This is a genomic window from Pseudomonas sp. D1-1, assembly GCF_051132225.1.
GTDB lineage: Bacteria > Pseudomonadota > Gammaproteobacteria > Pseudomonadales > Pseudomonadaceae > Aquipseudomonas.
Genome location: NZ_CP071676.1, coordinates 1,405,495 through 1,422,673, shown reverse-complemented (window position 1 = coordinate 1,422,673; position 17,179 = coordinate 1,405,495). Strand labels below are relative to the sequence as shown.

15 protein-coding genes are annotated in these 17,179 nt (G+C 60.9%); 7 read left to right on the top strand and 8 right to left on the bottom strand.

What is annotated here, in order from left to right:
- Window positions 1-82 precede the first annotated feature (82 nt).
- Entirely contained in the window at window positions 83-925 is an 843-nt protein-coding gene (pcaR, locus tag J3P86_RS06275; RefSeq protein ID WP_305496280.1) for a pca regulon transcriptional regulator PcaR, read from the bottom strand.
- Between the two features lie 535 nt (window positions 926-1,460).
- Here pcaR and J3P86_RS06270 point away from each other — a divergent pair.
- Complete coding sequence (locus J3P86_RS06270) at window positions 1,461-1,661, top strand: hypothetical protein (RefSeq protein WP_305496281.1); 201 nt, start codon at window positions 1,461-1,463, stop codon at window positions 1,659-1,661.
- A gap of 360 nt (window positions 1,662-2,021) precedes the next feature.
- Window positions 2,022-3,497 (top strand): inorganic phosphate transporter, encoded by a 1,476-nt coding sequence (locus tag J3P86_RS06265; RefSeq protein ID WP_305496282.1) that lies wholly within the window; start codon window positions 2,022-2,024, stop codon window positions 3,495-3,497.
- 248 nt (window positions 3,498-3,745) lie between these two features.
- Here J3P86_RS06265 and ccoM read toward each other — a convergent pair whose 3' ends face one another.
- From ccoM to J3P86_RS06250, 3 genes are all read right to left on the bottom strand, one after another.
- A complete protein-coding gene (gene ccoM, locus J3P86_RS06260; RefSeq protein WP_030139315.1) occupies window positions 3,746-3,862 on the bottom strand; it encodes a cytochrome c oxidase subunit CcoM in 117 nt (38 codons plus the stop codon).
- Window positions 3,863-4,006: 144 nt separating this feature from the next.
- Window positions 4,007-4,168 (bottom strand): hypothetical protein, encoded by a 162-nt coding sequence (locus J3P86_RS06255; RefSeq protein ID WP_434569548.1) that lies wholly within the window; start codon window positions 4,166-4,168, stop codon window positions 4,007-4,009.
- An 88-nt stretch (window positions 4,169-4,256) separates the two neighbouring features.
- Window positions 4,257-4,598, bottom strand: coding sequence for an aspartate-semialdehyde dehydrogenase (locus J3P86_RS06250; protein WP_434569549.1), 342 nt, complete (start codon window positions 4,596-4,598; stop codon window positions 4,257-4,259).
- 248 nt (window positions 4,599-4,846) lie between these two features.
- Here J3P86_RS06250 and rapA point away from each other — a divergent pair, with 248 nt between their 5' ends.
- Window positions 4,847-7,693: an RNA polymerase-associated protein RapA gene (rapA, locus tag J3P86_RS06245; RefSeq protein ID WP_434625613.1), complete on the top strand. Its 2,847-nt coding sequence runs from the start codon at window positions 4,847-4,849 to the stop codon at window positions 7,691-7,693.
- 75 nt (window positions 7,694-7,768) lie between these two features.
- On the opposite strand, the gene J3P86_RS06240 is transcribed toward rapA, so the two are convergent.
- The 4 genes from J3P86_RS06240 to J3P86_RS06225 form a co-directional block, all read right to left on the bottom strand.
- A complete protein-coding gene (locus tag J3P86_RS06240) occupies window positions 7,769-8,611 on the bottom strand; it encodes a cache domain-containing protein (protein ID WP_434699669.1) in 843 nt (280 codons plus the stop codon).
- Between the two features lie 132 nt (window positions 8,612-8,743).
- Window positions 8,744-9,625, bottom strand: a complete 882-nt coding sequence (locus J3P86_RS06235) for an ATPase (RefSeq protein ID WP_434603004.1) — start codon at window positions 9,623-9,625, stop codon at window positions 8,744-8,746.
- A gap of 107 nt (window positions 9,626-9,732) precedes the next feature.
- Entirely contained in the window at window positions 9,733-10,725 is a 993-nt protein-coding gene (locus tag J3P86_RS06230) for an NAD-dependent epimerase/dehydratase family protein (RefSeq protein WP_434569553.1), read from the bottom strand.
- A 55-nt stretch (window positions 10,726-10,780) separates the two neighbouring features.
- Entirely contained in the window at window positions 10,781-11,680 is a 900-nt protein-coding gene (locus J3P86_RS06225; RefSeq protein ID WP_434658289.1) for a LysR family transcriptional regulator ArgP, read from the bottom strand.
- A 92-nt stretch (window positions 11,681-11,772) separates the two neighbouring features.
- On the opposite strand from J3P86_RS06225, the gene J3P86_RS06220 reads away from it, so the two are divergent.
- The 4 genes from J3P86_RS06220 (at window position 11,773) to J3P86_RS06205 (ending at window position 17,084) form a co-directional block, all read left to right on the top strand.
- Window positions 11,773-12,375 (top strand): LysE/ArgO family amino acid transporter, encoded by a 603-nt coding sequence (locus J3P86_RS06220; RefSeq protein ID WP_434625618.1) that lies wholly within the window; start codon window positions 11,773-11,775, stop codon window positions 12,373-12,375.
- A gap of 174 nt (window positions 12,376-12,549) precedes the next feature.
- Window positions 12,550-13,146 (top strand): superoxide dismutase, encoded by a 597-nt coding sequence (locus J3P86_RS06215; protein ID WP_127929573.1) that lies wholly within the window; start codon window positions 12,550-12,552, stop codon window positions 13,144-13,146.
- Window positions 13,147-13,543: 397 nt separating this feature from the next.
- On the top strand, window positions 13,544-15,595 hold the full coding sequence (locus J3P86_RS06210; RefSeq protein WP_434569555.1) for a putative bifunctional diguanylate cyclase/phosphodiesterase: 2,052 nt from the start codon (window positions 13,544-13,546) through the stop codon (window positions 15,593-15,595).
- 145 nt (window positions 15,596-15,740) lie between these two features.
- Window positions 15,741-17,084 (top strand): imelysin family protein, encoded by a 1,344-nt coding sequence (locus J3P86_RS06205; protein WP_305496291.1) that lies wholly within the window; start codon window positions 15,741-15,743, stop codon window positions 17,082-17,084.
- Window positions 17,085-17,179: the final 95 nt, after the last annotated feature.

The window sequence follows — 17,179 nt, the reverse complement described above, 5'->3', positions numbered from 1 at the left end:
CAGATGACGCTGCGCGACATTAATGAGCCCGGACAAATACCGTCAATTCACCGAAGCGGAGTGTGTGCGTTTATCGAACAGCTTAAGTGAACAGTTGCGCGCTCAGGTCCCGGCTGGCCCCGAGCAGGCCAGGCAAAAAGCGCTGCTCCAGCTCGTTGCGGCTGACCCGTCCGGCATGGGTGCTGACGTTCAGGGCCGCCACCACCTGGCCCGAAGCATCGTATACCGGCACGGCAATCGAGCGCAGGCCCTGTTCCAGTTCCTGATCGACAATGCACCAACCCTGCTGCCGGACCTGTTGCAGGCATTCGAGCAGCGCCTCGGGCGTGTGCAGGGTGCGGCTGGTCTTGGCCTGCAGGTCGGCATGCTCGAGATAATCACGCAGCGACGCGTCATCCAGTGCCGCCAGCAAAATCCGGCCCATTGACGTGCAATAGGCTGGCAGGCGGCCACCGACGGACAGGTCCACCGAAATCAGCCTTTGAGTCGTGGCCGACCGGGCGATGTAAAGGATGTCATCGCCTTCCAGCGTCGCCATGTTGCAGGCCTCGTGCAGCTGTTCGCTCATGCGGTCCAGGTAGGGTTGGGCAGAAACCGCCAGCGGTGTCGATGACAGATAGGCATGGCCCAGGGTCAGCACTTTGGGCAACAGCGAATAAGTCCGTCCGTCCGTGGTGGCGTAGCCGAGCTTGATCAACGTGTGCAGGCAGCGCCTCACCGCCGCGCGGGGAATTTCGGTGCGGTGGCTGATCTGGGCGATGGTCAGGTGCCGCTTGCGCTCCTGGAATGCCTGGACCACCGCCAGTCCACGGGCCAGCGAGGTCATGAAGTCCGGGTCACCGGTCAGGGCCTGGATCCGCTTGGCCGGCGAAGCGACGATCGGCGGCGCTACTGAAGTGAAGGCGTTGCGCAATTGGTCGTTCATCTCTGGTTCTCCCGGAATGACGGCTATTACAAGCGGCTGCCCGTCGGACAGACAAGTGTCGACCCATCAACACCGTGCGATTATCGAACCGGCGGTCGATAATCGCAATCAGCACGCACCTGCCAGTCTTGCCGTTTTTTGCGTTTTTCCAGCAAGCACCTTGGACGACGAACTTGAACAGCGACAAAGAATAATGAACTTGTCATATGAAAATGACGTCAGGATATCGACACTTGTGATACGTGCCGCACAACTAGCAACACTTATGCAATATTGATTCACACCGGTAACCCGGTACTTTAACTTTGCTAGTGTTATTGCGGCGGACCGCTATAATGCGGGTCAGTGGCGGATCGGCCAATGGCTTCCGCGGGCACAATGGTTTTGTTGTGTCAGTACCCTGGCCGCGTCTCCCGTATCGGCAATATGCGAAACCCTGATGCTACGTCAGCTATCAGCTCTGGTGCCGTGGCCGTCTGCATCGCGTACATGCAGTGCGTATCACCAGATCAATTTCAATTCATTAGGTAATCATGTGACGAAAGACGAACTGCGCGCGGAACTTGAGCGCCAGGAACAACGTTACAAGGAAGTTTACGGCGGAGAAATCACCACCTACGCCGCGCAACCTGAACCGGAACGCAAACCCTGGCGCAAACGCGCCACTGTTCAGGACCAGGCGTTCAGCCAGGAACTGCAAAAGATGGAAAAAGAACTCAAGGCCGAGGAAGAATGATTCTCCGGGCTTGAGTTCCGTAGCGTGTCCGGCCACACCCTGGTCGGACGCCGATAGCGAGGGCCCGCCAAAAGCGGGCCGTCATTCTCTGCACCATCGGTCGGCGGACATTCACCGCTGATTTTCTTTTTTCAGATTTTCAGGCGCCCGCCCCAGCCCCCTCGCGCCCTGCGCAGAACCTTGCCAGCCGGCATTTTCATCCCGAAATCAAAGGGTTGCGCAGCCTATTCAAAACCCAGGCCTGCACGGCTTCCTGCCGGTTATTTCGTTGAAGAATGTTACCGATGAGCAGTCGATGCATCGATTAGCGAGGTTTTCTGGCATAATCGCGCCCCCTTATGACCGGGTCAGAAAACCTTCATGATCGATTTATTCAGCGGACTGGATGCTTGGGTGCTCGTGAGCCTCTTGCTCGCCCTGGCTTTTGTCCTCGCCTTCGAGTTCATCAACGGCTTTCATGACACCGCTAACGCGGTTGCCACTGTTATCTACACCAAAGCCATGCCGCCTCACCTGGCGGTGTTCTTTTCCGGTGTGTTCAATTTCCTCGGCGTACTGCTGGGTGGCGTGGGGGTGGCGTACGCCATCGTTCACCTGTTGCCCGTGGAGCTGCTGATCAATGTGAACACCGGACACGGCTTGGCCATGGTGTTCTCGCTGCTCGCGGCGGCCATCACCTGGAACCTCGGCACGTGGTACTTCGGTATCCCGGCGTCCAGCTCCCATACGCTGATCGGCTCGATCCTCGGCGTGGGCCTGGCCAATGCGCTGATCAACGATATCCCGTTGGCCGACGGGGTGAACTGGCAGAAAGCGATCGATATCGGCGCCTCCCTGGTGTTCTCGCCGATGGCCGGCTTCCTGATCGCGGCCCTGGTGTTGCTCAGCCTGAAATGGTGGCGCCCGCTGTCGAAGATGCACAAGACGCCGGAACAGCGCCGCAAGATCGACGACAAGAAACATCCGCCGTTCTGGAATCGCCTGGTACTGGTGATTTCCGCCATGGCCGTCAGCTTCGTCCACGGCTCAAACGATGGCCAGAAAGGCATCGGCCTGATCATGCTGGTGTTGATCGGTATCGTACCCGCACAGTTCGTACTCGACCTGAACAGCACTACCTACCAGATCGAGCGCACCCGCGACGCGACGTTGCACCTTAGCCAGTTCTACAAGCGCAACAACGAGTCGCTGGGTGAGTTCCTGGCCTTGGGCAAGAGCGTCGAAGGCGACCTGCCGGAGAAATTCCGCTGCAACCCGCAGCAGACCGAACCGACCATCAATGCGCTGCTCGACACCCTCAAAGGCGTGGCGGATTACCACTCGCTGCCGTCGGAAAGCCGCATCGAAGTGCGCCGCTACCTGCTTTGCCTGGACGACACGGCGAAAAAGGTCGGCAAGTTGCCTGGCTTGGCAGCCCGTGAAAAAGACGACCTGAACAAGCTGCGCAAGGACCTGACCGCGACCACCGAATACGCCCCGTTCTGGGTAATCCTGGCGGTTGCCCTGGCCCTCGGCCTGGGCACCATGGTCGGCTGGAAGCGCGTGGTACTGACCATTGGCGAGAAGATCGGCAAGCAAGGCATGACCTACGCCCAAGGCATGTCGGCGCAGATCACCACGGCCTGCATGATCGGTGCAGCGAATATCTTCAGCCTGCCGGTTTCCACCACCCACGTGCTGTCTTCCGGCGTGGCGGGCACGATGGTGGCCAACAAGAGCGGCCTGCAGGGCGGCACGGTCCAGACCATCCTGCTGGCCTGGGTGCTGACCCTGCCAGCGACGGTGGGCCTGTCGGCGGCACTGTTCTGGCTGGCGTCGAAGGCCATCGGCAGCTGAGTTTCAGCGGCTCGTGAAAAAGGTGCGTTCCTTGCGGTTCGCACCTTTTTTTATGCCCGATACCTTTCCGCTGTGGGAGCGAGCTTGCTCGCGATAGCGGCGGATCAGCCACCGCTACAGTGCCTGACGCACCGCCATCGCGAGCAAGCTCGCTCCCACAAGGTTTTGTATGGACCTGAAAGTTCGCGCAAAAAAAGGGCGACCGAAGTCGCCCAAATGCCTTGCGTGCTCGTTGTAGCCGGAAAGACCTACGGCTTTTTGCGCTTGTGTGCGTCTTTCCAGATGAATAATCCAAACCCTGCGAAAAACACGAACATGAGGCCGACCGTCAACACACCGGCAAACACCACATTATCGATAAACATGACTGGCCTCCTGGTCTTGCCCCTGTTGCGATGGGATCAAGTTAACCGATCAGGCCTGGAGGAAAATTGACCGGGGTCAATAACGCTCGCGACGGAGCGCAAAGGAAGGGTGATAACTGATCCATATCAATGGATCGAGGGGGTTCAGCGCTTTTTCGGTTTGTTTTTCGATTTTTTCTTCGGCTTGCCCAAGGGCATGGCCTGCTCGAAGGCCTGGCGGACTTCATTGAGACGTTTTTCGTTGAGGTCGTGAACGCGCTTTGCGCGCTCTGCACCGAGATCAATCAGTTTGTCTTCTTGGCTCATGCTGTGTCGACATCGTACGGTGAGTGGCGGATGCGCCCATGATGCGGGTTACCGGTTGCGTTGACCAGCCAGCGACGTCGACGAGACCTCAGATCTGGATATCCACCCATAGGCCCTGGCGCTCTTCGCCCTCGACGAGCGGAACGACCGGCACGGTGTTGTCGGCGTTCAGTTCCGTGCCCGGAACAGCCAGATGCTCCTCGGGATCCTCGTCGGCTTCGCGGCGGCGCCGGTTGCGCTCCTGCTGGCGACGCTGCTCTTCGCGCAGCAACAGAGCGGCCTCCTCCGGGTCACCCTTTTGCAGGTCGATGGTGCTTTCGTTGGAGCTTTGTTGTACCGGGACCACGGGAGGAATATCCGGTCGCGGGCGGATCGGATCCTGCTGAGCGGTGATGGGTACGGCGCTCAAGGGGAGCATGGGTGGCAACATAAAGGTCTCCTGTCTTCAGGTTGTCGGCGGCGGCGAGGACAGCTTGAACCGCTGGTCTGAAACTTGTGAGCTGGTTGGCATTACGCGGGGCGAGGACACAAGCTTGTTTGATCGCAGAACACGCTTAAGTTCCGTTGGGCCGGTTGATGGGCAAGCCGTCACGAGCGCTGGTTACGTGCGTAAATCCTTTGGTCTGACGCGTCATTCCGTTAAGATAGCCGGCTTTTTCACGGCGGGAGTCAGGCAGCATGGCGCAGCAGTATCAACCGGGGCAACGCTGGATCAGTGACAGCGAAGCCGAGCTGGGTTTGGGCACCGTTCTGGCACAGGACGGCCGCTTGTTGACCGTGCTCTACCCGGCCACTGGCGACACTCGCCAGTACGCGCTACGGAATGCGCCCCTCACCCGCGTGCGGTTTTCGCCGGGCGACGTGATCACTCACTTCGAAGGCTGGAAAATGACCGTGCGCGAAGTCGATGACGTCGACGGGCTGTTGGTCTACCACGGCCTCAACGGGCAGAACGAAGTCGTCACGCTGCCGGAAACCCAACTGTCGAACTTCATCCAGTTCCGCCTGGCCAGCGATCGCCTGTTCGCCGGGCAGATCGATCCGCTGGCCTGGTTCTCCCTGCGCTACCACACGCTGGAACACACCAGCCGCCAACTGCAGTCACCGCTCTGGGGCCTGGGTGGCGTGCGTGCCCAACCGATCGCTCACCAGTTGCATATTGCCCGTGAAGTCGCCGACCGCATTGCGCCACGGGTATTGCTGGCGGACGAAGTGGGCCTGGGCAAGACCATCGAAGCCGGCTTGATCATCCATCGGCAACTGCTTTCCGGCCGCGCCAGTCGCATCCTGATCCTGGTCCCGGAAAACCTGCAGCACCAGTGGCTGGTGGAGATGCGTCGGCGCTTCAACCTGCAGGTCGCGCTGTTCGACGAAGAACGCTTTATCGAAAGTGATGCCAGCAACCCGTTCGAGGACACCCAACTGGCGCTGGTCGCGCTGGAATGGCTGGTAGAGGACGAAAAGGCCCAGGACGCGCTGTTCGCCGCCGGCTGGGACCTGATGGTGGTCGACGAAGCGCACCACCTGGTGTGGCACGAAGACCAGGTCAGCCCGCAATACGCGCTCGTCGAACAATTGGCCGAGACCATCCCTGGCGTGCTGCTGCTGACCGCCACCCCGGAACAACTGGGCCAGGACAGCCACTTCGCTCGCCTGCGCCTGCTGGACCCGAACCGCTTCCACGATCTGCAAGCCTTCCGTGCCGAAAGCGAGAACTATCGCCCGGTGGCCGAAGCCGTCCAGGAGCTGCTGGACAAGGGACGCTTGTCGCCCGAGGCCCACCAGACCATCCATGGTTTCCTGGGCAATGAAGGCGAAGCGCTGCTGACCGCCGTCAACGATGGCGATATCGAAGCCAGCGCCCGCCTGGTTCGCGAACTGCTGGACCGCCACGGCACCGGCCGCGTGCTGTTCCGTAACACCCGCGCTGCCGTCCAGGGTTTCCCCGAGCGCAAGCTGCACGCCTATCCGCTGCCGTGCCCTGACGAATACCTGGAACTGCCGCTGGGCGAACACGCCGAGCTGTATCCGGAAGTCAGCTTCCAGGCTCAGCCTGAAGCCGGCGAAGAAGAACGCTGGTGGAAATTCGACCCGCGCGTCGAATGGCTGATCGATCAGTTGAAGATGCTCAAGCGCACCAAGGTCCTGGTGATCTGCGCCCACGCCGAAACCGCGATGGACCTGGAAGACGCCCTGCGCGTGCGTTCCGGCATTCCGGCCACGGTGTTCCATGAAGGCATGAACATCCTTGAGCGCGACCGCGCGGCGGCCTACTTTGCCGACGAAGAGTTCGGTGCCCAGGTGCTGATCTGCTCGGAAATCGGCAGTGAGGGTCGCAACTTCCAATTCGCCCATCACCTGGTGCTGTTCGACCTGCCGGCGCACCCGGACCTGCTGGAACAGCGGATCGGCCGTCTGGACCGGATCGGCCAGAAACACACTATCGAGTTGCATGTGCCGTACCTGGAAACCAGCCCGCAGGCGCGGCTGTTCCAGTGGTATCACGAGGCGCTGAATGCTTTCCTCAACACCTGCCCGACCGGCAACGCCTTGCAACATCAGTTCGGCCCGCGCCTGCTGCCGTTGCTGGAAGAAGCCGACGACGGCGAGTGGCAAGCATTGATCGACGAGGCGCGCGCCGAACGCGAACGCCTGGAGGCCGAGCTGCACACCGGTCGCGACCGTCTGCTGGAGCTCAATTCCGGCGGTGCGGGCGAAGGCGACGCTTTGGTGGAGGCCATCCTTGAACAGGATGACCAGTTCGCCCTGCCGATCTACATGGAAACCCTGTTCGACGCCTTCGGTATCGACAGCGAGGACCACTCCGATAACGCACTGATCCTCAAGCCGAGCGAAAAAATGCTCGACGCCAGTTTCCCCCTGGGCGACGACGAAGGCGTGACCATCACCTATGACCGCAACCAGGCGCTGTCTCGTGAAGACATGCAATTCATCACCTGGGAGCACCCGATGGTGCAAGGCGGCATGGACCTGGTGCTGTCTGGCTCCATGGGCAACACCGCCGTGGCGCTGATCAAGAACAAGGCGCTCAAGCCTGGCACCGTGTTGCTGGAACTGCTCTATGTCAGCGAAGTGGTCGCCCCGCGCTCGCTGCAATTGGGCCGTTACCTGCCACCGGCCGCCCTGCGCTGCCTGCTGGATGCCAACGGCAACGACCTGGCGGGCCGGGTGTCGTTCGAAACCCTTAACGACCAGCTCGAAAGCGTTCCCCGCGCCAGCGCCAACAAGTTCATCCAGGCCCAGCGCGACCAGCTCTCGCCACGGATCAACGCCGGCGAAGAGAAGATCGCCCCGCGTCACGCCGAACGCGTGGCCGAGGCGCAACGCCGTCTGGCGGCCGACACCGAAGAGGAACTGGCCCGTTTGACCGCTTTGCAAGCGGTGAACCCTACCGTGCGCGACAGCGAACTGGAGGCTCTGCGCCAGCAGCGTGAGCAAGGGTTGGCGATGCTGGAGAAGGCTGCGTTGCGGCTGGAGGCGATTCGGGTGTTGGTGGCGGGGTGATTCCTACTGCTTTGATCGTGTGTATATCCGTTGCTGCGGTAACGGATATACATCCAAAATCCAGAAACCCATAAATCAAGGACTGTAATACCCCACAGCCACCAACAAATGCCCAGCCTTCTTCAAATAGGCATGCTTGTTCTCGACCTTCCCCGTGACCGGATTCTTCCAGCGATACTCATATTCCCCCGCATCCTGCTTGCCCATCATTGCCAGGATCGGCTCACCCACCGGTTTGCCAGCCGGATCCTTGACCTTCGCAAAATCGGTATTGATCAAACGCAGATTGGTGCCATGACCGACATAACGGCGGGTATCGAGATCAACGACAAAGACGTACAGGTCATCCTGAAGGTAACCGCCCTTGAGGGAATTGATCGCCGTCAGCGTGGCTTTCTCACTCTTCAGCAGGTCCGCCGAAGCCTTGTCCAGTAGCGCCCTGGCCTGTTCGGCAGAAGCCCTTGGCAAGTAATAGCCAACCGCGAGGATATGCTCGCCGACCCGCTGGAAATACACACGCTTGCGCTCGACCTTGCCGTCCGCCCAGTTCTGCCAGCGATACTCGGCCTGCTGGATGCCGCTGGCTTCCGGGGTCTTCAACGCATCCTTGAACGCCTTGCGCAGATCCGGCCCCAATACCTCGGACACGTCTCGCCCGATCAGCGCTGACGATGGGCCGCCGCTGGCAAGCATTACTCCCTGGGTGTCGACCACGAACACGTAGCGGTCCTTGTCGACGAATTCGCCTTGGCGGCTGAAGGCGGCGAACGCATAGTCGCCGTAATCGTGATAGTAGGCCAACGCCCTTTCCAACAGCGCCCGAGCCGCCTGGCCTTCATCCGGCGTAGCGGCCTGTGCGTGGTTCAGCCCCAGCGCCAGCATTGCGGCCAGCCAGGCCAGCCTTCGAATAAACCCCATGGGCACGCCCCTCGTTCTTGTTGGTGTTCCAAGAGCGTAGACGGGGTGGGGTGATGTTGGAGTATTCAGGAGATGGTTGCAGGCGAACTGCAATACCTGTGGGAGCGAGCAGACTCGCTCCCACAGGGCCCGTTACTGGGCCCGATTGCTCAGTTGCTGTTGCAGGTACTGGATCTGCGATTGCAGGGTATTGATGTTGCGCGTGACCTGGCCGCGGAAGGCATCGAACTCGGCGTTATTGCCGCCCGAGCGGTTCTCCTGCTGACTCTTGAGCACAATCATGTCCTGCTCCAGGCGCTCGATGGCCGAGTTCGAGTTGGCTCTTTTCAAGGCCGTGATGTCGGCACCGATGCTCTTGAGCTGGGCATCCAGCGCGCCGCCCTCGCCTTGGTTCTTCAAGGTTGCAACCTCGGCCGCCAACGCCTTGACCTGGGCCTGGAGCTGGGTATTGGCCGCTTGCAACTGGGTGTAGGCGTTCTGCTGTTCGGAATCCTGGGCGATCATCTGGGCCAATTGCTTGTCCAGGTCGGCGGACGGTCCGAACGCGCCTTGCAGCTGCTTGTACTGCTCCATCAACTTGCCGTCGAATTGCCGGCCCTGCTCCTGCAGCTTGCTGTCCAACTGCTTGATCTGCAATTTCAAGGCTTCACTGTCGCTCATCACGTTGGACTGCCCGGCAACCACTTTGCCGGAGATGTCCTGCAGGCGGCCCGCGGCATCCTCACTGATCCGTGCGAAGCTCTCCTGGGTGGCCACCAGCTGCTGCTCCATCAGGGAAATCTGCTGGAAACTCCACCACGCGAGAAACGCCAAGGCGCACAGCAAGGCACCGACCAATGCCCACAACGGCCCGGTGCTTGGTGCCTTGACCCTGGCCGCCGCAACAGGTGCCGGACGCGCTTGCACGTGGGGCTGGCGGTTGGTCAGGAAGTCATCGTCATCGGGAATGTCCGCCCGCATCCGCAGGCTCGGTACATCGTCGAAGTCGTCGTTGGCATCGTTACGCGTGGGCATGGGTTCAACCTTTGGGAAATCGGTAGTGACTCGATGCGGCGAGTATAACCCCCTCGCCCACCGCAGCCATTGACCCCGAACCGGGCACTCGGTTCATGACGGGGCGATCAGCGGGCATATTGGACGCGCCACCAGGCGCAAAATTCATCGAGCGCGGCCCACAGGCTGACTTGCGGATCGTAATCGAGATAATGCCGGGCCCGACCGATGTCCAGGGTGAAATTCCTGTTCATCACCTGCATGCCAAGGCGCGACAACGTCGGCTCCGGGCGACCCGGCCATAATGCGCAGAACCCTTCGTTCATGGCCGCAACGCTGTAAGCCAGCCCGTAGGAGCGGTAACGCCTGACCTGTGGGACTTCCATCTGCCGCATCACATAATTGACTACGTCCCACAACGGAACGGGCGCCCCGTTACTGATGTTGTAAGCCTTGCCCAGGGCCGAACCGGTGGCCAGCAGGCTGCTGAGCAGTGCTTCGTTGAGGTTCTGCATGCTGGTGAAATCGACCTTGTTCAAGCCGTTGCCGATAATCGCCAGTCGTCCCTTGCGCTGCATCTTGAGCAAGCGCGGAAAAATGCTCATGTCACCGGCACCAGTGACGAAGCGCGGCCGCAGCGCCAACACCTCCAGGCCGAACTCCTGGGCGCCGAAGACCTTCTGTTCGGCCAGGTACTTGGTGGCGGCGTAGGGATGCTTGAAACGTTTGGGCACCTGCTCTTCGGTCAGTCCCAAGTGGTCACGGCCATCAAAATAGATCGACGGTGAGGAGAGGTGCACCAATCGCCGGACCTTTTGCTTGAGGCACGCCTCGACGATGTTTTCGGTGAGCTGGACGTTGCCCTGGTGAAAGTCCTGATAGCGCCCCCACAGCCCCACCGAGCCGGCACAATGCACCACGGCATCGATATCGCGACACAGGTCGAGGGCCAGCATCGGCTCGCTGAGGTCGCCCTGGATGAACTCGGCGCCACGCCGCACCAGATGCTCGACGCTTTCGGCCCGGCGGCCATTGACCCGTACATCCAGGCCCTGCTCAAGGGCGAAACGCGCGAAGCGTCCGCCGATGAAGCCGCTTGCGCCGGTGACCAGAATCTTCATGTAGTGCTCCGATTGCTAGGGTTTTGCATACTTCGTCTTATCCTGACGCTGTCAGTCAGGCCAACGGCACCAGCCACTGCCGGGACGCCTGAATCAGTTGCTCGGTCAACAGACCGAGCAAGTGTCCGCCATTGCGCCAATGATGCCAGTACAGCGGCACATCAATCGGCTTGTCAGGCAACAACTCCACCAGCACGCCCCGCGCCAGTTGCTCGCGCACTTGCAGTTCCGGCACCAGTCCCCAGCCAAGCCCCGCTTCAGCGAGACGGATGAAACCTTCGGACGACGGGCACAAATGGTGCTCGAAACCGCCCTCGATACCGAGGGAAGCCAGGTAACGGTGTTGCAGGAAATCATCCGGGCCGAATACCAGGGCCGGCGTGCGAGCCAACTGATCGGCGCGCACCCCGCCGGGGAAGTGCCGGGCGATGAACGCAGGGCTGGCAAGCGCCCGGTAGCGCATCGCCCCCAGCAATACGCTGCGGGCACCGGCCACCGGCCGTTCGCTGGCGCAGACGCAGGCCGCCACTTCCCCGGCGCGCATGCGCTTGAGGCCGACGTTCTGGTCTTCCACCACCAGGTCCAACAAGAGCTGCCGCTCGGCACAGAACGCCCCCACCGCACCGGCCCACCAGGTAGCCAGGCTGTCGGCGTTCAGGGCAATTCGCAGGCGCTCCGGTAACCCGGCCTCATCCAGCGCCGGCACCAGGCTTTGCAGGTCGCGTTCAAGCAAACGAACCTGTTGCACATGGTTGAGCAGGCGTCGGCCGATTTCAGTGGGCACCGGCGGTGTGACACGCACCAGCACGGGCTGGCCGACACGCGCTTCCAGAAGCTTGATCCGCTGGGAGATGGCCGACTGCGACAGTCCCAACACCTGGGCGGCACGCTCGAATCCGGCCTGCTCGACAATGGCCGCCAGGGCAGACAGCAGTTTGTAATCGAACATCAGAATTCCTAATGAGCAATCAGCAAGATTGGTTTTTCTTATACCGCGCCGGACCGGAGAATGGCCAGCATTGCAAATCCAGCTGGAGAATTGATGTCATGTGGCAAAGTTATGTGAACGGGCTGCTGGTCGCCCTCGGATTGATCATGGCCATTGGCACGCAGAACGCCTTCGTGCTCGCCCAGAGCTTGCGCCGCGAGCACCATTTGCCGGTGGCTGCCCTGTGCATCATCTGCGATGCGTTGCTGGTCGCCGCCGGCGTGTTCGGCCTGGCGACGCTATTGGCGCAAAGCCCGTTGCTGCTTTCAATCGCACGCTGGGGCGGCGCCGCGTTTCTGCTCTGGTACGGTACCCAGGCGCTGCGCCGCGCCTGCTCGAAACAGAGCCTGCAGCGCGATGAAAAACAGGCCGCGCGCTCACTGGGAACAGTCCTGCTGAGCGCACTCGCGGTCACGCTGCTCAACCCCCACGTCTATCTCGACACCGTGTTGCTGATCGGCTCCCTCGGCGCCCAGCAGAGCATGCCCGGCGCCTACGTCATGGGGGCGGCCAGTGCCTCGCTGCTGTGGTTTTCGACCCTGGCCATCGGCGCCGCATGGCTGGCTCCCTGGCTGGCCCGACCCAGTACCTGGCGGATCCTGGACCTGCTGGTGGCGCTGATGATGTTCACCGTGGCGCTGCAACTGATCGTCTCGGGCTGATATTCCAAACCGCTCTGGAACCTCTATTCCACACAGTTGTTGCGTGGTTATGCCGCACCCCCGGTGCTATGATCCGACTCCTGCGCCGCAAAGAGTACAAACTCCCCGGCGCTAGTCTGGCCGCCCGTGATCGGCCTTGCGCTCACCGCAACTGACCTGATTAGGAGAATCACCATGGCTTTCGAATTGCCGCCGCTGCCCTATCCTCACGATGCACTGCAGCCGCACATCTCCAAAGAAACTCTGGAGTACCACCACGACAAGCACCACAACACCTATGTCGTGAACCTGAACAACCTGGTGCCTGGCACCGAGTTCGAAGGCAAGACCCTGGAAGAAATCGTCAAGACTTCCTCGGGCGGTATCTTCAACAACGCCGCTCAGGTCTGGAACCACACTTTCTACTGGAACTGCCTGGCGCCAAATGCTGGCGGTCAACCAACCGGCGCCCTGGCTGAAGCCATCAATGCAGCCTTCGGTTCGTTCGACAAGTTCAAGGAAGAATTCAGCAAGACTTCCATCGGCACCTTCGGTTCCGGCTGGGGCTGGCTGGTTAAAAAGGCCGACGGCTCCCTGGCCCTGGCCAGCACCATCGGCGCCGGCAACCCGCTGACCAGCGGCGACACTCCGCTGTTGACCTGCGACGTTTGGGAACACGCCTACTACATCGACTACCGCAACGTTCGTCCGAAGTACGTCGAAGCGTTCTGGAACCTGGTCAACTGGAAGTTCGTGGCTGAGCAGTTCGAAGGCAAGACCTTTACTGCGTAAGTTGTGATGCCAATGAAAACGGCGCTTTTCCGGAGACGGGAGAGCGCTTTTTTTTCGGTTTGACTTTTGTGGGAGCGAGCTTGCTCGCGATAGCGGTGGTTCAGACACTGAGATGTTGACGGTACCTTCCTCATCGCGAGCAAGCTCGCTCCCACAATAGCTTCGCAACGTGCAAATGACCTCGCGTCTGAAATCCGATAAATAATCCCGCCAGGCCTCAAGTTGCGGCCCTCCTCAACCGAAACAATGGTCGTAGAGCAAAGACTCTGCAAACACCGTATAACGGCCAGGTTTCAGGCGAAAAGCCTTGTGTTGGATTGTCCCTTTGACTGACATCACAGGATTGCCAATACTCATGGCAACTTGACGCTACCCGCACGGAACAAGGAATCCCTCTTTGAAGCTGGAACTCAAGAACAGCTTGTCTGTGAAGTTGCTCCGGGTCGTGCTCCTTTCGGCATTGATCGTTGGCGTGGTCTTGAGCTGCGCCCAGATCGTTTTCGATGCCTACAAAACCAATCGGGCCGTCGCCGACGACGCCCAGCGCATCCTCGATATGTTCCGCGACCCTTCCACCCAGGCGGTCTACAGCCTCGACCGGGAAATGGGCATGCAGGTCATCGAAGGCCTGTTCCAGGATGAGGCCGTGCGCATGGCCTCCATCGGCCACCCCCACGAAACGATGCTCGCCGAGAAGACCCGGCCCCTCCAGCATTCCGAAAGCCGCTGGCTGACCGACCTGATCCTGGGCCAGGAGCGCACCTTCACCACGCAACTGGTGGGACGCGGGCCCTACAGTGAATACTACGGCGACCTGAGCATCACCCTCGACACCGCCACCTATGGCCAGGGCTTCATTGTCAGCTCGGTGATCATTTTCATTTCCGGAATGCTCCGGGCCCTGGCCATGGGCCTGGTGCTGTACCTGGTCTATCACTGGCTGCTGACCAAACCGTTGTCGCGGATCATCCAGCACCTGACCGAAATCAACCCCGATCGCCCCAGCGCGCACAAGATTCCGCAGCTACGGGGCCACGAGCAAAACGAACTCGGCCTGTGGATCAACACCGCGAACCAGTTGCTCGAATCCATCGAGCGCAACACGCACTTGCGCCACGAAGCGGAAAACAGCCTGCTGCGCATGGCCCAGTACGACTTCCTCACCGGCCTGCCCAATCGCCAGCAGCTGCAACAACAACTGGACAAGATCCTGGTGGACGCCGGGCGCCTGCAACGTCGCGTGGCCGTGTTGTGTGTGGGACTGGACGACTTCAAGGGCATCAACGAGCAGTTCAGCTATCAGACTGGCGACCAGTTGCTGCTGGCCTTGGCCGATCGGCTGCGCGCCCACAGTGGGCGCCTCGGCGCCCTGGCGCGGCTGGGCGGCGACCAGTTCGCCCTGGTGCAAGCCGATATCGAGCAGCCTTACGAGGCCGCCGAACTGGCCCAGAGCATCCTCGACGATCTGGAAGCGCCATTCATCCTCGACGACCAGGGGATCCGCCTGCGAGCCACCATCGGTATCACGCTGTTCCCCGAAGACGGCGACAGCACCGAGAAGCTCCTGCAAAAAGCCGAGCAGACCATGACCCTGGCCAAGACGCGCTCGCGCAATCGTTACCAGTTCTATATCGCCAGCGTCGACAGTGAAATGCGCCGTCGGCGTGAACTGGAAAAAGACCTGCGCGAGGCGTTGGCTCGCGACCAGTTCACCCTGGTCTACCAGCCGCAGGTCAGCTACCGCGACCTTCGGGTGGTCGGCACCGAAGCGCTGATCCGCTGGCATCACCCCGAGCACGGCCTCGTGCCGCCTGACCTGTTCATTCCCTTGGCGGAACAGAACGGCACCATTATCGCCATCGGCGAATGGGTGCTGGACCAGGCCTGCAAACAGTTGCGCGAATGGCACGATCAGGGTTTTGTCGACCTGCGCATGGCCGTCAACCTGTCGACGGTGCAACTGCACCACGCCGAACTGCCCCGGGTGGTGAGCAATTTCCTGCAGATGTACCGCTTGCCCCCGCGCAGCCTGGAGCTGGAGGTCACTGAAACCGGCCTGATGGAAGACATCACCACGGCCGCCCAGCATCTGTTGAGCCTGCGCCGTTCCGGCGCGCTGATTGCCATCGACGACTTCGGCACCGGCTATTCGTCCTTGAGTTATCTCAAGAGCCTGCCGCTGGACAAGATCAAGATCGACAAGAGTTTCGTCCAGGACCTGCTCGATGACGAAGACGATGCGACCATCGTTCGCGCCATCATCCAGCTCGGCAAGAGCCTGGGCATGCAGGTGATCGCCGAAGGCGTCGAAACGATCGAGCAGGAAGCCTACATCATTGCCGAGGGCTGCCATGAAGGTCAGGGCTACTACTACAGCAAACCGTTGCCGGCACGGGAGCTGGGTAACTATCTGAAGCAAGCCGAGCGCATCAACGCCTCGATCATCTGACTGTTTCCCCCCTTCTCCGCGGGCTGCCTGCGCTAGAAATATTACCGCCGCAGCTCTTTACATATAATGCAAATCTTTCGCATTATGTCGCAGTTTTGCGCGCCCTCGCGCCTGTCCCATTCATCACCGAAGCAGGATGTTCGCCATGATTCGTATGCCTCTGGCTACCGCCAGTCTGTTGGCCATCGCTATTTCCCTCGCCGGTTGCGGCGAAGGCAAAGACAAGGCGGCCGCGCCGCAAGCGCCAACGCCGGCCGCCAGCACTGCGGCTCCGGCTGCCCCCGCTGCCGCTGGCAAGATCGACGAAGCCGCTGGCAAGGCCGTTGTCGCGCACTACGCCGACATCGTCTACGCCGTCTACAGCGATGCCGAATCCACCGCGAAAACCCTGCAGACCGCCGTCGACGCCTTCCTCGCCAAGCCGAACGCAGATACCCTGAAAGCCGCCAAGGCTGCCTGGGTTGCCGCGCGCGTGCCTTACCTGCAGAGCGAAGTGTTCCGCTTCGGCAACACCATCATCGACGACTGGGAAGGCCAAGTGAACGCATGGCCCCTGGACGAAGGCCTGATCGACTACGTCGACAAATCCTACGAGCACGCCCTGGGTAACCCGGGCGCTACCGCCAACATCATCGCCAACACCGAAGTGCAGGTCGGCGAAGACAAGGTCGACGTCAAAGACATCACCCCGGAAAAACTCGCCAGCCTGAACGAGCTGGGTGGTTCCGAGGCCAACGTTGCCACCGGCTACCACGCCATCGAATTCCTGCTGTGGGGCCAGGACCTCAACGGCACCGGCCCGGGTGCCGGCAATCGTCCGGCTTCGGACTACCTGGAAGGCGCCGGCGCCACTGGCGGCCACAACGACCGTCGGCGTGCCTACCTCAAGTCCGTGACCCAGCTGCTGGTGAACGACTTGCAGGAAATGGTCGGCAACTGGAAACCGAACGTCGCCGACAACTACCGCGCCACGCTGGAAGCCGAACCGGCTGAAACCGGTCTGCGCAAGATGCTGTTCGGCATGGGCAGCCTGTCCCTGGGTGAACTGGCGGGCGAGCGCATGAAGGTCTCCCTGGAAGCCAACTCGCCAGAAGACGAACAGGATTGCTTCAGCGACAACACCCACTACTCGCATTTCTACGATGCCAAGGGTGTGCGTAACGTCTACCTCGGCGAATACACCCGCGTCGACGGCACCAAGATGACCGGCGCGAGCCTGTCCTCCCTGGTGGCCAAGGCCGACCCGGCCGCCGACACCACGCTCAAGGCCGAGCTGGCCGACACCGAAGCCAAGATCCAGGTCATGGTCGATCACGCCAACAAGGGTGAGCACTATGACCAGCTGATCGCCGCCGGTAACACCGCGGGCAACCAGATCGTGCGTGACGCCATCGCCGCCCTGGTCAAGCAGACCGGCTCGATCGAACAGGCTGCGGGCAAGCTGGGTATCAGCGACCTGAACCCGGACAACGCTGATCACGAGTTCTGATCAACGCCAGACTAGCCATCGATGCACCTGTGGGAGCGAGCTTGCTCGCGATAGGGTCTACCAGCCGACAGCAATAGTGGCTGATACACCGCTAT

Coding starts and splice junctions, on each gene's coding strand:
- J3P86_RS06250 (WP_434569549.1), bottom strand. CDS start 4,598: ATGTTGCCACCCATGCTCCCCTTGAGCGCCGTACCCATCACCGCTCAG.
- pcaR (WP_305496280.1), bottom strand. CDS start 925: ATGAACGACCAATTGCGCAACGCCTTCACTTCAGTAGCGCCGCCGATC.
- J3P86_RS06230 (WP_434569553.1), bottom strand. CDS start 10,725: ATGAAGATTCTGGTCACCGGCGCAAGCGGCTTCATCGGCGGACGCTTC.
- J3P86_RS06265 (WP_305496282.1), top strand. CDS start 2,022: ATGATCGATTTATTCAGCGGACTGGATGCTTGGGTGCTCGTGAGCCTC.
- rapA (WP_434625613.1), top strand. CDS start 4,847: ATGGCGCAGCAGTATCAACCGGGGCAACGCTGGATCAGTGACAGCGAA.
- ccoM (WP_030139315.1), bottom strand. CDS start 3,862: ATGTTTATCGATAATGTGGTGTTTGCCGGTGTGTTGACGGTCGGCCTC.
- J3P86_RS06215 (WP_127929573.1), top strand. CDS start 12,550: ATGGCTTTCGAATTGCCGCCGCTGCCCTATCCTCACGATGCACTGCAG.
- J3P86_RS06240 (WP_434699669.1), bottom strand. CDS start 8,611: ATGGGGTTTATTCGAAGGCTGGCCTGGCTGGCCGCAATGCTGGCGCTG.
- J3P86_RS06255 (WP_434569548.1), bottom strand. CDS start 4,168: ATGAGCCAAGAAGACAAACTGATTGATCTCGGTGCAGAGCGCGCAAAG.
- J3P86_RS06220 (WP_434625618.1), top strand. CDS start 11,773: ATGTGGCAAAGTTATGTGAACGGGCTGCTGGTCGCCCTCGGATTGATC.
- J3P86_RS06205 (WP_305496291.1), top strand. CDS start 15,741: ATGATTCGTATGCCTCTGGCTACCGCCAGTCTGTTGGCCATCGCTATT.
- J3P86_RS06235 (WP_434603004.1), bottom strand. CDS start 9,625: ATGCCCACGCGTAACGATGCCAACGACGACTTCGACGATGTACCGAGC.